18 protein-coding genes and 1 riboswitch are annotated in these 14,240 nt (G+C 44.4%); of the genes, 9 read left to right on the forward strand and 9 right to left on the reverse strand.

The features are described 5' to 3' along the window. The coding region (locus QTN94_RS06070) for a transposase (RefSeq protein WP_331427190.1) at positions 1-281 on the forward strand (281 nt) is incomplete at its 5' end. 444 nt (positions 282-725) lie between these two features. On the opposite strand, the gene QTN94_RS06075 is transcribed toward QTN94_RS06070, so the two are convergent. From QTN94_RS06075 to QTN94_RS06085, 3 genes are all read right to left on the reverse strand, one after another. Then, entirely contained in the window at positions 726-1,223 is a 498-nt protein-coding gene (locus tag QTN94_RS06075; RefSeq protein ID WP_331427191.1) for a fasciclin domain-containing protein, read from the reverse strand. A 339-nt stretch (positions 1,224-1,562) separates the two neighbouring features. After that, complete coding sequence (locus tag QTN94_RS06080; RefSeq protein WP_138970523.1) at positions 1,563-1,784, reverse strand: DUF3820 family protein; 222 nt, start codon at positions 1,782-1,784, stop codon at positions 1,563-1,565. A gap of 71 nt (positions 1,785-1,855) precedes the next feature. Then, the gene (locus QTN94_RS06085) at positions 1,856-2,212 is read right to left on the reverse strand and encodes a helix-turn-helix domain-containing protein (protein ID WP_138970524.1); all 357 of its coding nucleotides are present in this window, start codon (positions 2,210-2,212) and stop codon (positions 1,856-1,858) included. A gap of 325 nt (positions 2,213-2,537) precedes the next feature. Beyond that, positions 2,538-2,625, forward strand: a riboswitch (cyclic di-GMP riboswitch). A 71-nt stretch (positions 2,626-2,696) separates the two neighbouring features. On the opposite strand from QTN94_RS06085, the gene gbpA reads away from it, so the two are divergent. Next, a complete protein-coding gene (gbpA, locus tag QTN94_RS06090; RefSeq protein WP_331427226.1) occupies positions 2,697-4,160 on the forward strand; it encodes an N-acetylglucosamine-binding protein GbpA in 1,464 nt (487 codons plus the stop codon). 57 nt (positions 4,161-4,217) lie between these two features. Here the strand turns inward: gbpA and QTN94_RS06095 are convergent, their stop codons facing one another. Together QTN94_RS06095 and QTN94_RS06100 are read right to left on the reverse strand one after the other, a co-directional pair. After that, positions 4,218-5,384, reverse strand: a complete 1,167-nt coding sequence (locus QTN94_RS06095) for a D-alanyl-D-alanine carboxypeptidase family protein (protein WP_138970525.1) — start codon at positions 5,382-5,384, stop codon at positions 4,218-4,220. 191 nt (positions 5,385-5,575) lie between these two features. Further along, positions 5,576-5,932 (reverse strand): NADH:ubiquinone oxidoreductase, encoded by a 357-nt coding sequence (locus tag QTN94_RS06100; protein ID WP_269375044.1) that lies wholly within the window; start codon positions 5,930-5,932, stop codon positions 5,576-5,578. A 473-nt stretch (positions 5,933-6,405) separates the two neighbouring features. Between QTN94_RS06100 and QTN94_RS06105 the strand changes: the two genes are divergently transcribed. Then, positions 6,406-7,569: a threonine/serine exporter family protein gene (locus QTN94_RS06105; protein WP_269375045.1), complete on the forward strand. Its 1,164-nt coding sequence runs from the start codon at positions 6,406-6,408 to the stop codon at positions 7,567-7,569. Between the two features lie 42 nt (positions 7,570-7,611). Here QTN94_RS06105 and QTN94_RS06110 read toward each other — a convergent pair whose 3' ends face one another. After that, the gene (locus tag QTN94_RS06110; RefSeq protein ID WP_138970527.1) at positions 7,612-7,821 is read right to left on the reverse strand and encodes an alternative ribosome-rescue factor A; all 210 of its coding nucleotides are present in this window, start codon (positions 7,819-7,821) and stop codon (positions 7,612-7,614) included. Positions 7,822-8,030: 209 nt separating this feature from the next. Beyond that, positions 8,031-8,153, reverse strand: coding sequence for a hypothetical protein (locus QTN94_RS06115; protein WP_269375047.1), 123 nt, complete (start codon positions 8,151-8,153; stop codon positions 8,031-8,033). A gap of 48 nt (positions 8,154-8,201) precedes the next feature. Between QTN94_RS06115 and QTN94_RS06120 the strand changes: the two genes are divergently transcribed. Continuing rightward, positions 8,202-8,411 (forward strand): cold-shock protein, encoded by a 210-nt coding sequence (locus QTN94_RS06120; RefSeq protein WP_038204438.1) that lies wholly within the window; start codon positions 8,202-8,204, stop codon positions 8,409-8,411. A 246-nt stretch (positions 8,412-8,657) separates the two neighbouring features. After that, positions 8,658-9,134, forward strand: a complete 477-nt coding sequence (locus QTN94_RS06125) for a NifB/NifX family molybdenum-iron cluster-binding protein (RefSeq protein WP_331427192.1) — start codon at positions 8,658-8,660, stop codon at positions 9,132-9,134. A gap of 3 nt (positions 9,135-9,137) precedes the next feature. Here the strand turns inward: QTN94_RS06125 and QTN94_RS06130 are convergent, their stop codons facing one another. Next, positions 9,138-9,419 carry a DUF134 domain-containing protein gene (locus QTN94_RS06130; RefSeq protein WP_138970529.1) on the reverse strand — a complete coding sequence of 94 codons (282 nt, stop codon included), beginning with the start codon at positions 9,417-9,419 and terminating at the stop codon, positions 9,138-9,140. A 57-nt stretch (positions 9,420-9,476) separates the two neighbouring features. On the opposite strand from QTN94_RS06130, the gene QTN94_RS06135 reads away from it, so the two are divergent. From QTN94_RS06135 to QTN94_RS06145, 3 genes are all read left to right on the forward strand, one after another. Further along, complete coding sequence (locus QTN94_RS06135) at positions 9,477-9,953, forward strand: PaaI family thioesterase (RefSeq protein WP_331427193.1); 477 nt, start codon at positions 9,477-9,479, stop codon at positions 9,951-9,953. A 139-nt stretch (positions 9,954-10,092) separates the two neighbouring features. Continuing rightward, the gene (locus QTN94_RS06140) at positions 10,093-10,632 is read left to right on the forward strand and encodes a YaeQ family protein (protein WP_331417433.1); all 540 of its coding nucleotides are present in this window, start codon (positions 10,093-10,095) and stop codon (positions 10,630-10,632) included. After that, entirely contained in the window at positions 10,625-11,176 is a 552-nt protein-coding gene (locus tag QTN94_RS06145; protein ID WP_331427194.1) for a hypothetical protein, read from the forward strand. The genes QTN94_RS06140 and QTN94_RS06145 overlap by 8 nt, the downstream gene beginning before the upstream one ends. 29 nt (positions 11,177-11,205) lie before the next feature. On the opposite strand, the gene hmpA is transcribed toward QTN94_RS06145, so the two are convergent. Then, positions 11,206-12,381, reverse strand: a complete 1,176-nt coding sequence (gene hmpA, locus QTN94_RS06150; RefSeq protein WP_331427195.1) for an NO-inducible flavohemoprotein — start codon at positions 12,379-12,381, stop codon at positions 11,206-11,208. Positions 12,382-12,610: 229 nt separating this feature from the next. Here hmpA and norR point away from each other — a divergent pair, with 229 nt between their 5' ends. Beyond that, on the forward strand, positions 12,611-14,200 hold the full coding sequence (norR, locus tag QTN94_RS06155; RefSeq protein ID WP_331427227.1) for a nitric oxide reductase transcriptional regulator NorR: 1,590 nt from the start codon (positions 12,611-12,613) through the stop codon (positions 14,198-14,200). Positions 14,201-14,240: the final 40 nt, after the last annotated feature.

Below are 14,240 nucleotides of genomic sequence, written 5' to 3' on the forward strand. Positions count from 1 at the left end.
GTACTCCGTTGATACCGCCTCGCAAGAATGCGGCGCTTTGGGAAGATGGGCATCCCAGAAATGAAGCAGTAAAGGCTCTGAAAAACGGAACAATAGCGGAGTGGAAATCTGAGTTGGGTTATCACTATCGCTCAATATCTGAGACTGCAATGTCTCGATATAAAGGACTAACCAGCGGTAAATTGAGCTTGAGATGTTATAACGCTCAAGTTGGTGAGGCACTGGCAAATGTCAAAGCAATGAACAAAGTCATAGGACTAGGTATGCCTGTTAGAAGCTAGCGGCTAGTCATATATGGCGTCGTTGATCTTCAAGCTGATTTGATCAACAACGCCTAATATAACCACAATAACTAGGTGGTATTATTAACATATGCAACTGGCAATTTGGCGTGTTTTTTTTGTACAAAATACAGAGGCGGAACGAGCATCTTACAATGTGAGTTTTAAGTAAATGCTGACTTGAATAACGTGATTTAATTGCGCTTATAGTTCGTTCTAAATGCATCTATCGAATCAGGATATGAAATGTAAATAGAAGATATAGCCTCTTGCCAAGCATTTGAAGGACACACGCCATAAAGCGTTGACTCTTAGGATTCAGAGAGCCTTTTTAATGGTGCCTGTCCTTATTAGTTTTTTGTGTTGCTGCATGGCTTCTACCGTTCGGTCAAAGAAAAGGGCAAAGCGACGCTCTGCCCTGATTTAAAGAATTAGTTTCGAGACTTACTTGGGTAGAATGACTTGGTCAATAACGTGAATGACACCGTTGCTAGCTTTGACGTCAGTCGAAACCACATTGGCATTGTCAACCATGACGTTACCGTCCACCACTTTGATCATCACATCTTGTCCTTGTACAGTGGTTGCTTTGTCCAATTTGACAACATCAGCCGCCATTACCTTTCCTGCAACAACATGGTAAGTAAGCACTGCTACCAACTTATCTTTGTTCTCTGGTAGAAGTAACGATTCCACTGTGCCTTTTAGTAACTTGGCAAAGGCTTCATCCGTTGGTGCAAAGACGGTGAATGGGCCATCGCTCTTTAACGTGTCGACCAAGCCAGCTGCTTTGACTGCCGCGACAAGCGTAGTGAATGAGCCGTTTTCGACTGCTACATCAACAATGTCCGCTTTCATACCATGGTTGTGTGCTTGTGCTGGCAAAATAAACGTGAATAACGCGATTAAAGCTACCGCAAGTGAAATTGTATATTTAAACATGAGTCCATCCTTTAAGTGAGGAGCTATGCTCCATTTAGCTGTTGTCTTGCTCACTAATGTCTCCGCAACGGATTTGTAAACAGATCATTTTTGTAAATCTCAACCGCTAATACTCTAAACAACAGTTTGTTGTATTTTGTGGCCGCCATTCCATAGAGAGGCGAAGAAACGAGTAGGGAATCTCGTGAAGGAAGCTCTGTGTTTAATTGGCTTATCACTGGATCTTTAAAGCCACATACATAACAAGGACAGGCACCATAAAAACTTGGTGACATCAAAGAGAGTCATACTCAAAGGCCCCATATCCTTCAAGGAATATGGGGCCTTTGCAAGTCGAGGCTATTGAGGTCTTTTCAGTGGTTTAACCACACTGTCGAGGCCTTCAATCTTCAGCGCTAAGCACAACTGCATAAGTTCGCCGAGTTCCCCTTCAGGAAACTGCTTTTTGTTGGCAAACCAAAGTAAATATTCTTCAGGCAAGTCAATCAATACTCTGCCTGCGTACTTTCCAAAAGGCATTTGCATACGTGCAAGTTTAATCAAGTTTTCTTTTTCTAGCATAAGACTGAATAAACAAGGTATTAGAGCCGTAGGGTAACACCGATTATTTAACTCGGATAGCAGTGCCTTAATCAAACGTTAGGATGGACAGTATGGGCGTACTCAACAACCACTTGATTGCCTTCAATATAGGCATTTTGTATTTCACCATCAACGCTCATACGGCTTTGTAGGTAGACCACTTTTGGACCGTTCTGATTGTCTTCTTTCAATGAGGGTACAACGTTTTGAGGTTCGATGCGTAACAAGCGGCAAAAATGACTAATAAACGACATGGTTAACGGCGTCTCGCCACGTAGCACCTGAGAAAACGTCAACTGATTCATACCGAGTTTCTTAGCAAACTCCATCTGTGTCAGGCGCATTTTTGATTTCTGAGACATCCAGATTTGATACAGCGCCTCTCGGTCTCTATCTGTGAATTCCATGTTTGGTCCTTGTGTAACTCTATTTAATTAATTGCCAGTCTTTTCATACAAGGCGTTGTCAGCGCGGAGTTAGCGAAAATCAAAGGTTCTGTTTCGTCTATGGGCATAGCGCTATTTGATGGAATCAGGCTTACCCATTAATTCATTGACAAAGAAAATTAGTCAGGTGGGATAAGTTGTTATTTTTAATAAAATTAACTAGGTAAGAAATAGATAATTCGCAAGTCAAATTATCAACAACTTATTCAATTCGAGAATGCAATTCCATATTCATTCGATGCCGTGGATTTTGCGGATTCCTTTGGCTACATTCTTCCCGCTCAATTATCACTTCAGGCAAACTATCCGAAAGGTTAGGACGCAAAGCCACCGGTCTGTCGACGTTTAATGTCTATGATAGCGGGGCTGCCGCTTGGTCTAGTCACCAAGTGTTTTCGCGTACCGGAGTGCCATCTTAACTGTCAGTTATAAAAAAGGACAAATGATGCACAAACTGCCAAACAAATCCCTCATCGCCCTCGCTTTGATCAGCGTCAGTGGCGCGAGTTACGGTCACGGTTATGTCTCTGCATACGAGAATGGTGTCGCAGAAAGTCGCGTTGCACTGTGTAAATTCCCAACCAGTGACACCAATGAGAAGAACACCAACTGTGGTGCCATTCAGTATGAGCCGCAAAGTGTCGAAGGCCCAGATGGCTTCCCTGAAGCGGGTCCAAGCGATGGCAAAATTGCCAGCGCAGCCACTACCCTAGCGGCGGCTTTAGATGAGCAGACCGCTAACCGCTGGGTAAAACGTCCTATTCATTCTGGAACTCAAAATTTTGAATGGACATTTACCGCAAATCATGTGACTAAAGATTGGAAGTACTACATCACTAAACAAGGATGGAATCCAAATCAGCCACTTGCCCGTGAATCATTTGATTTAACGCCTTTCTGTGTGGTTGATGGTGGCATGGCTCAGCCTCCAAAACGTGTCAGCCACCAATGTAACGTACCAACACGTGAGGGATACCAGGTTATCTTAGCGGTTTGGGACGTAGGCGATACTGCTGCGTCATTCTACAACGTAATAGACGTTCAATTTGATGGTGACGCACCTGTAGTTCCAGACTGGAGTCAGTCAGGCCAAATCAACCCAGGACTTAACCTAAATATTGGCGATAGTGTCTACACCCGCGTATTTGATCAAAACGGTGAAAATGTCTCTTACAGTACTGAATTAGTCATAGAAACCGCTGAACAAGGTCAGGCAAATAACTGGTCTTACGCGCTAGCGTCTAAGATCAATCAAGAGCAAAGCCAAATTCGAGCTGGTCAGTTGAATGATCGAGGTGAGTTTACTCCTGTCTATGGTACAAACCCTGTATACATCAAAGCAGGTTCCGGCTTAAATAGCGTTGAGATCGGCTATAAACTTGAAGCACCAGAGCCAGATTATCGCTTAGATGTTACAGGGCTGGAAGATGAATACCTAATTGGTGATGCCGCAACACAAATCAACCTAACACTTGAAGCAACTGGCGACCTTAATGCAGAGCTCACTGTGTTCAATCATCACCGTGAACCTCTGGCATCCTACACTGCGCCACTGGCTGACGGAGAACTGAGCAACACGACTCTAACGCTGTCAAAGTCTGAAGCCGGACATCATATGCTAGTGGTCGTGATAAAAGACCAGCAAGGCAGTGTCGTTGACCAGAATACGCTTGATTTTCACCTGATTGAAGAGGCAACACCACCACCATCCGATGCTTATGACTATGTCTTCCCTCAAGGCATGGAGAACTACACTGCTGGCACAAAAGTACTTGCTGTTGATGGTGGCATTTACCAGTGCAAACCGTTCCCATATTCAGGTTACTGTGTTCAGTGGTCGCCTTCTGCAAACCACTATGAACCAGCAGTAGGCTCACACTGGCCTTCGGCTTGGGACAAGCTAAACTAACCAGTAAAAAAAGCGGATGCCATGGCATCCGCTTTGCTACTTTTTCAATTCAGGGTTTTAGAACCATCCTAGAACCAATCGTTTAACCCAGTCGAGCAACTTCTTGAACAGGCCACCCTCTTCAACATCTTGTTGAGCGATTAGAGTAGCGCTTGCCACTTGTGTACCTTCAACACTGTAGATCACCTCTCCTACCGCGTCGCCTTTTCGAATAGGTGCTTCTAGCTCACCTTTGTACTCGATTTCGGCCTTGAGCTTATTAGCATCTCCTTTAGGCAAGGTAATCATTACCTGTTCAGATACCCCCACAGGTACAGAGTCCTGACGTCCCATCCATACCTTGGCTTCGGCTAATGTGTCACTCAGTTTGGTCGGTGAAACTGTATCGAAGAAACGGAATCCATATGAGAGTAACTGTTTACTTTCTGACTCTCGACTTTTAGTGCTGGTAGAGCCCATAACCACAGAGACTAAGCGCATTTCACCGTTGGTGGCAGACGTTGCCAAACTGTAGCCTGCTCCACTGGTGTAGCCGGTTTTCATTCCGTCAACATTGAGGCTGCGATCCCTCAATAATCCATTTCGGTTGTACTGCGTAATGCCGTTATAGGTAAAGGCTGTTTCACTGTATAACGGATAGATATCGGGTAGATCTCGAATGATCGCTTGGCTAAGAAGTGCAATATCGCGTGGCGTAGAATAAAGCCCTTGGCTATCCAGTCCATGTGGATTGGTAAAGGCGGTGTTATCTAGCCCTAACTTTTGCGACCAATTGTTCATCAAGCTCACAAACGCGTCTTCACTACCAGCCACATGCTCCGCAATCGCGACGCTAGCATCATTACCCGACTGAACGATCAAGCCACGATAAAGATCCATCAATTCAACGTTTGTTCCCACTTCGATAAACATTTTCGAAGAGTCAGGAAAATTTTTCGCCCATGCCTTAGCACTGATTTTTACCTGATCATTCAAAGAAATATTACCGCTTTTTACTTCTTGTCCCGCAACGTAAGCCGTCATCAATTTAGTCAAGCTCGCAGGATTAAGCTTCTGATCGGCATTTTTTTCCACTAGAACGGTACCAGTGTTGTAGTCAATCAGAATATAGCCTTTCGCTCCAAGCGCAGGAGGATCGGGAATAATTGTCGGGGCAGAATACGCTCCGAATGAGAAAAGAAGTGTCGGAAGAAGTGCTGTCGATTTTATTAAACGCAATGTCATGATATGCGACGTCTCACTTTAGTTAAATATGGTCGGGTTCAGTATAGACAACCGCCAAACAGTTTCAGCCGCTTTGAAACCAATCGTTACTATTGAGTCATGTTTTTCGCAATTAACACCGAATCAACCCTGGCGAGAAATAAAAAAACCAGCAGTATTAACCGCTGGTTTTCAATTTGTTCACTTTTAACTTAAGCCAGCTTCATCGCGGCTTGTTTGTTCATCATGCGTTCACGGTGAGAGAACCACAAGTATGTCGCTGCAATCGAGAAGAATAGGTATGAAAGCGCAAACACAAATGGTGAGCTAATAAGCTCTTGTGACATACCCCAACTCACTCCTGCAACTGTGATTGCAATCTTTGAAAACAGACCACAGATAAGAAGAAGTAATGCTAACTGTGGAAAACGGCTGCTTCTAAACGCAAACCAATAACAGCTACCCACAGCCATGGTCGAGATGTAAAGGCCGAGCAAAAATGAATGTAAGTGATCTGCTGATGCTACGCCTGCAGTAATTGAAATCATAAAGAGTATGAATAGTTTCATGTCTTGCCTCGCTTTTTAAACTGGGAAAAAGCTTCCTTTCATTTTTGAAATCTCATTTTGCGCATATTTTCATCGTTTGGCTCGGTAATATCAAGCAGTAATTTGTTGCAAAACTTGTTCAAAAAACAACCAACAGACAGATGTTAACATCTGGTTACAATAGCGATTTCATTAGCCTTAGAGAAAGAAAGGGTTAACCACATATTTAAGAAAAGCCAACTTATGGGCATCACAATTCAGTAACATTTGTTTACCTATAAAATTCCTTAAAAATTGTGACTAAACACAGCAAATGCCAGCCACAAAGCAGGCCTTTCGCCAGGCGAAAATTAAGATTGCTCAAATAGACAGATTACAAAGAAAAATAAAGGCCAATTTAAGTGTGAGCTTAACCACTGTTCCCAATTTTCCAGCTCGAATCACAACTTGGGGTCTGATACCTTTGCGCGACCCATTTTTAGGTCACACACACCATGCCTTCCCAGTACCGAATTGATAAAATTGTAGAGATAGGTGACACTCTTCATCGCAGCGGTTGCGCACCGTACAAACTTGAAAAGTACACTCAATTTTATGCACGTAAACACGGCGTAGATCTGATGATTCAAGCGACGCCGACGACCGTTAACTATCAGTTTCCTGAAGACAACAATGCTGTTGTAATGAAACGCCACCAGCCTGCATCAATTAATCTCAGTCTGTTGGCTAATACCATTATCCGCATCAATCAACCCAGCAGCGAACCGGTTCCTGAGCCTGTCGGATACCCGAAATGGGTAATCGCATTAGCCAATATGGCTATTCCCCCAGCCTATCTGATGCTAGTGGGCAGTACCATGGAAGCGATAGTGTTCTCCGTATTTTTGGGTTTTGTAGTTTGGCTAACACAGCAGGTGTGTAAAGCTCGTCGCTCCATCGCCGTAGAATTTATTGCCGCCTTGCTCACGGGGATTCTGGTTGCTTTCTTCGCCAGCACTGGCTTTGCAATCCCTATCTGGGCTCTATGTATTGCTGCAATAGTTCTATTCGTGCCCGGCTTATCGATTGCGAACTCGCTAGAGTGCCTTGCATTCAATGATTTAGTATCTGGTACCAGTTTACTTGGCCAGAGTGCGTTGACGCTAATAAAGCTGTTTGTCGGCATCGTTATGGGGCTAAATATTGGCGAGGCGATATGGGGGCAAGCGGAAAGCATAAAATACGTCAACGAAGTGCCATTCTGGATGCATATCTTTGGACTATTTCTGATTTCCATTTCACTGAGCATCATATTTAATGCGCGTCCTACCGATATCTTATTAGGTTTACCCGTTGCCGCATTGGGCATGTGGGGACCATTTTATCTTGGTTTTGACAGTGGGTGGGTCGTCGGCACTTGGGTAACAACCGTCTTAATCACGCTATACGGCACTTGGGTTGCAAAAAAAATGGACCTGACGGGGTCTATCTATATTGTTCAAGGCATCATTATTTTGGTTCCGGGTAGCCGAGTACTGATCAGTGCGAGCCAATCAGTATTTGAGCAATCAATTTTACCGATCCCTAGTATTGGGCTCTCAGCCTTGTTTATGTTCTCTGCTATCGTCGCAGGGCAAGTCACAGCGTACTCGATTTATTCGCCAAGAATTGAACGCTAACATCCATTGATTCAGCAAAAAGCCCTATTCAAACGTCGCTAACTAAGCGGCTTTTGAATAGGGCTCTTTCCCCTTGTGTTTCATGTTTCTTCTGAAACTTCCTTTGCCTTTTTTCGCTTTTTCTACTCTTGCTCGAAACAGCTTACTGGTCACAACGGCTTTAAGGGCGTTATCTTTTATCTGACCTCGACCGACCTCTAATTCTGTGTCGAGATCCGTGAACTCATGGCTTGAGTCACTTAACTTTTTCATAATCCATTCCTCTGAATGATAGTTTACATACAGCTGGTTTCTGCGCTGTTTCTACTCACATTTTTATCGTTAAGTAGAACAATCAACCAAGCCTTCGAATGTTACACTATTTATGCGCTAATCAGTATTATTTTCGAAATTATACCTAGCGCAAATTTTCCAATGAAAACCCCTATTTATGGCGTGCAAATCCCCTGATTTTTATTGACTTAGTTGCACTTCTCTTTAGACTGGATGCCAGCTAGAAAACGGTTCTTGTTTACTTTCGCCGTTTCGTTGGATGTATGAATATCTACCGTAACGTCGTACGCATTAGCAATCTCCTTTTCCACGCTATCGGTGCCGTATGGCTTTTACAAGATTTATCAAGGATATACATTATGTCTAACACTGTTACTGGTACAGTTAAATGGTTCAACGAAACTAAAGGTTTCGGTTTCATTCAACAAGAAAACGGTCCAGACGTTTTTGCACACTTCTCTGCAATCACTGGCGACGGTTTCCGTACTCTAGTAGAAGGCCAAAAAGTTGAGTTCGTAGTATCTCAAGGCCAAAAAGGTCCTCAAGCTGAGAACATCAAAGTACTTTAATTGATAAGTACCACAGTTTTTCGATAGCCAGCTTCAAGCTGGCTATTTTTATACCCTAAATATGCCCATACCATTGAACTTCCCTAGCGCTAAACTCTTCTAACGCACCTCCTATCTCACCCTGCCTGAGAGACACAATTCTTCCTCACAACACCACTCAGTGGATCTTAATTTCTCATTATTAGTTTTTGGCATATGCCAAAAACTAATACTATAGTGTCTCTGTCACAAGATAAGGAGTTTACTATGTTATTCGCCATCCCATACCACGGAGCGTCTGTTCACAATCACTTATCTAAAGCCCCTCAGATCATGCTTTGGGATAGCAAGGAACAAACCAAGCGCGTGCTTGACTTACCCCCTTCTTCAGCGTGTTGTGAGCGTAAAAAATATTGGCAAAGTGTTGTACAGGAGAACAATATCGACGCTGTCATCGTTCGCTCTATTGGAACCAATATGCTTAACACTCTATTTAAAATGCATGCCACTGTGCTAGCTGCACCGCGCCAGTTCGACCTTGAACGGTTTGATACCAACGTGTTGAAGCCCATTACCGACATTAATTTTGCGCGCCCTTCAGTCAAAAAGCACAACGCAACTTGCTCAGGAGATTGCCCTACTCACTCTATATCAGCGAACAAACAAGCGAGGGCCAGCAAGTTGTCACCTAAGGCGATGAGCCATCTTGCTAAGGTGTTTAAATGCACCACTCACGCAGAGTAGTAGCTATTGTTCACTAGCCAATATCAACGCATGACCATGCACTAAGCTCTGCGCTACTTTACTACGTGCACGCTTAACAATATTGGCAAAAGTTTGTCTTGATACCTTCATGAGCGTTGCCGCTTCCAATTGGCTTAAACCATCCAAATCAGCTAGACGCAACGCTTCGAGTTCATCCTCAAATAACTCGATTTTTTCGAGCTGAGAAAGCGGCACCCCATTGGGTTTAAAGCATTCGTAACTTGCTCTGCCACATATGTTTCGCTTTATTTTTGGCCTCGCCACTTTGTTCCCCTTTACGTTTTATGGGCTCAATGTTGCTTTCTAACTTTGCGGTATTTTATGACTATTCACAAACCCAAAAATCATCAACAGTGCGCTATATGTTGCCAGCCTTTTTTCAACCACCATACCAAGATTCACTTTATCGTGATGCCAAACGGTGGTGTACAGGGCGAAATTGTAGCAACAGAAGCTGCTCAAGGCTACCAAGGGGTAATGCAAGGCGGTGCCATTAGCGCTTTACATGATACCGCCATGACTCACTGCTTATTCTCTCAGCATGTCTGTGCTATGACAGCACAACTTGATGTGCGCTTTATACAGCCCATTCCTCTCAACACATTGCTTCGAGTTGAAGCGATATGCATAAAACATCGACGTGGATTGTATCTGTTAGAGAGCACTATTTACGTGGATGGTCAGTGCCACTCGAAAGCAGAGGCAAAATTTATAAGATGCGCCAAGGAGACAGTGACTACGGATAAAACAGACCTGCATTCACGCCATGTGAATGAGTCCCGAATTCCACCTGTGTAATTGAATTAATAAACAATCGGTTATGCTCCCGTTTTCTTGGGGACTGCTGTATAGTGAATTCCATTAACGTTTTACTATAAGAAAAGCCTCAGCGGTACTCCTATAGTACACTTCAATCATTTGGAACCCTTGAAAATACATGGCTCTTAAACCGACTATCTACAAATTCCGTATTTCACTTTCAGATACCAACCGTGACCTGTATGACTCGACGCAACTTACCGTTGCTCAGCATCCGTCAGAAACCGTTCCGAGAATGATGGCGCGAATTCTGGCCTTCTGTATTAAATGGCAGCCAGATTTAGCGTTGACCAAAGGCTTGTCGACCACTGAAGAACCAGACCTGTGGGTCAAATCTTTAGACGACCAAATACAGCTTTGGGTTGATATTGGAGAGCCTTCGCTCGACAGAATCAAAAAGGCGTGTCGCTTAGCCACTAACGTTGATGTGTTTTCATTTAACAGCAAATCTAATGTTTGGTGGGAACAAACTAAGAACAAGGCACATCAATACAACGCCAATATCTATCAGTTTGATTGGGATGGTATTGAAGCATTATCAGAAATTGTTGAACGCAGTATGGATCTGTCAGTCATGATTACTGGTGAAAGCCTGTTTGTTGATTGTGACAAAGGCTCATTTGAAATCTCATTGAAGAGCTTGCAGTCAAATGACTGAACTTGAGCTGTCGCTTAAAGCCATTGACGCCGACTCTATCCCAGCAATCACGCTACCTTGTTCAGCATGGGAGCAGTTTTGCAGCCGCCACGCGTCACTGTTTGCTAAAACAAGGAGACGCAATCCAGATAAGCCCGCCACACATGGGCTGCTGGGTGTTCTCACTAAAGCCCATATGGAAGAGAGTTCAGCCCTCGAATCACAAATTGCATCGATTCAGGCAATGCAGGATGTATTGGTATCAAATCTCGGACAGGAGCACGCCGATAAATTTGAGCAGCAAGGCATCAAGCAACTTATTCTCGTTACCCATCTGTGGCTCTATCTTCAAGGCTATTTGAAGATGGACTTCAGTTTGGCCAATGATCATGCCGGCAATACGGCTCACTTGATCGCGACGCTCAACAAGCAAGACCCTCAATATCTGCGCACTCAGTTTCTCGAAAGCTACTACCACGGCAAGCAACGCGCCGCTGAGAATACTCAAGCGAAACCAGGCCTGATAGATTGGCTGCGTCGCATCTTCGGCAACTCGACTTCATAAAAAAATGGCCCTCATCGAGGGCCATTTTTTTATAGGTAAGTATGAGGGCCAAATACCTCATAGTGGATTCGATCTCGGTCTACACCAAGAGACTCTAGTTGACGCACTACCGATTCCATAAAACCGATAGGGCCACAAAGATAAAAATCGGCACTGTCTAAAGGTAGTTGATCGGCAATCAGGCTTACGTTGAGCTCCCCTTGAAACTCGGCATTGGCCTCTTCAAGATACCAAGTGAATGACTTCCAGTTGTTATCTTTCACAGCTCGTTCCGTATCCGCCTTGAAAGTATGCTGCTGTTCAGTGTTGCACGCATAGAGCACGCTGACATCTTGCTTATTCTGCGCAGCTAATGTCTGCATCATCGACTGAATTGGTGTTGCACCAACACCCGCGGAAATCAGCACCACTGGTTGCTGTTTCTCTTGGTAGAAGAAATCACCTGCTGGTGGGTAAAGGCGAACCACATCCCCCTCATGTACTTCATCATGTAGGTAGTTTGATACCAAACCTTTATGCTCACCCACTTCTCTTTTAACAGAAATACGGTAGTCTACGCCGTTTGGTTTTTGCGACAGTGAATACTGGCGAATCTCGTTGTATTCGCCCTCTGTAGGCTTTAATTCAATACCCACATATTGACCTGGTTGGTAGGTTAGAACATCCCCACCATCCTGCGGTACTAAAACAAAACTAGTCACAAACTGTGATTCCGGTTGCTTAGATTTAACCACGAAGTTGCGTGAGTTAGCCCAACCACCAACGGCCTGCTTGCGTTGCAGATAAAGTTCGCCTTCACGATCGATAAAGACCTGAGCCAAAAACAGGTACGCCGCTGTCCATGCTTCTTCAACTTCAGAGGTAAAGGCATCACTGGCCAGTTCACGTAGTGTTTCGATTAAGTGATGACCAACAATCTGGTAGTGTTCAGCTTGAATGTTAAAACTAGTGTGTTTGTGAGCAATGCGCTCGACAGCAGAAGTCAGTACTTGCAGATTATCAATATTCTTTGCGTACGCCGCCACAGCTTCAAATAGGGCGACGCCCTGACGACCGTTTTTTTGGTGGGTCATATTGAAGATGTCTTTCAGTTCTGGGTTGTGAGTAAACATTCTTTGATAGAAATGTTGGGTCAATGCAGGACCTGCTGATTCCAGTAGTGGAATTGTACTCTTTACGACTTCAATGTGCTGATTGTTGAGCATTCGAGTTTTCTCCTCATTATTTTAATTTTGTTCGTAGCAGATATAGCAGGAAGAATGCCAACTTCAAAAATGTATCTAAACACTTGGTTTAGCGCGTTTTAATCACCAATATCATGTCAAATAAACACACCTGTAAAATGTCAATTTGACACATTGATATTGTAATAACTCGACCAATATGGTTAATTCAACATCATGTGATGCTCAACTGTTTCTACCTTTAGCTATTATGCAAGATATCTCTGTTTCTACCCTTATCGACATGACCATTGGTCTCGCTCGCGGTGATAACGACCAAGATCGATTCAATAATCTACTCGACGCTATTCGTAAAGCCATCCAATGCGACTGTGTCGCCCTGCTCTCATTACAAGGAGATACTCTTATCCCGTTGGCGATGCAAGGGTTGACCCGTGACACGCTAGGGCGTCGTTTTAAGATAGACGAACATCCTCGTTTTGCCCTGATTTGTGAGTCGAAAACCGCAGTTAGGTTTGATGCGAATAGCGATCTTCCCGATCCCTTTGATAATTTGCTACTCGACTATGATGGGGATCTGCCCATGCACTCATGTATGGGGCTACCACTTATCTATGCAGACAAGCTCCTCGGTGTGCTTACACTTGATAGTCTAAAGCCAGGGGTCTTCGAGCAGTTTCCTAAACGCAGTCTTGATGCCCTCTCGGCTATCGCGGCTTCAACACTCAAAGTCGCTCTCACCGTCAGCCAACTAGAACAACAAGCGAAACAGACTCAACAAAGATTTGAGGAACTGAACGAAGAGGCATGGGAACGTGATGGTGGAGAAATCATTGGTGACAGTCAGGCAATGCAAGCCCTCAAGGCTGATATTGAGGTGGTTGCCCCTTCCAACTTTAATATTCTGATCCACGGGGAAACGGGGGTCGGTAAAGAGCTGGTTGCACGCAGTTTGCACCACTTGTCACCACGCAGAAAACAGCCTCTGGTTTATGTCAACTGCGCTGCGATTCCTGAGAATCTTGTCGAGAGCGAACTCTTCGGTCACGTGAAAGGCGCCTTTACCGGCGCAGATAAATCACGTTTGGGTAAATTTGCGTTAGCGGATGGCGGCACCCTATTTCTCGATGAGATTGGTGAGCTTCCTCTTGCAGCGCAAAGCAAGATCCTTCGAGCTCTGCAAAATAATGAGATCCAGCCCGTAGGACAAGACAACGTCGAGAACATTGATGTGCGTGTGCTCGCCGCGACCAACCGAGATCTAAAAGAAGAAGTCTCTGCAGGCCACTTCCGTTCTGATCTCTATCATCGACTCAGTGTCTACCCAATCACGGTTCCCGCCCTTCGTGAACGCAACGGTGATATCGTACTGCTCGCTGGTTACTTCCTTGAGCAGGCTAGACGCAAACTGGGGATTGTGCAGATTAAGTTGGGCAAAGATGCTCAACTCCTATTGTCTCGCTACAACTGGCCGGGTAATGTCCGCGAATTGGAGCATGTCATTAACCGAGCCGCACTAAAAGCGAGAGCTCGCGGTCAAGGAGGTAAACTGATTACCGTTTCAGTTGAAGACATAGGCCAACTGCAATCGGCGCAAGAGAGCAATACCCTTACTCAGATCAATGAGGCTCATCTAGCACCAGAGTTCGAGCTATCACGTGGTCTAAGAGAGTCAACGGAAGAATATCAGCGTCACATGATTATCACAGCCTTGACTCAAGCTGATTTTAATTGGGCAAAAGCCGCACGTCAGTTGAAGACAGATCGTGCCAACTTAACGCGTCTTGCCAAACGGCTAGGTATCGAAGTCACCAAAAAACATCAGGTGAACATTGGCTGAGTTTAAGATTCAACATTGATTACATCTCAGTTACAATACG

Source organism: Vibrio sp. M250220 (genome assembly GCF_036533795.1).
Lineage (GTDB): Bacteria > Pseudomonadota > Gammaproteobacteria > Enterobacterales > Vibrionaceae > Vibrio.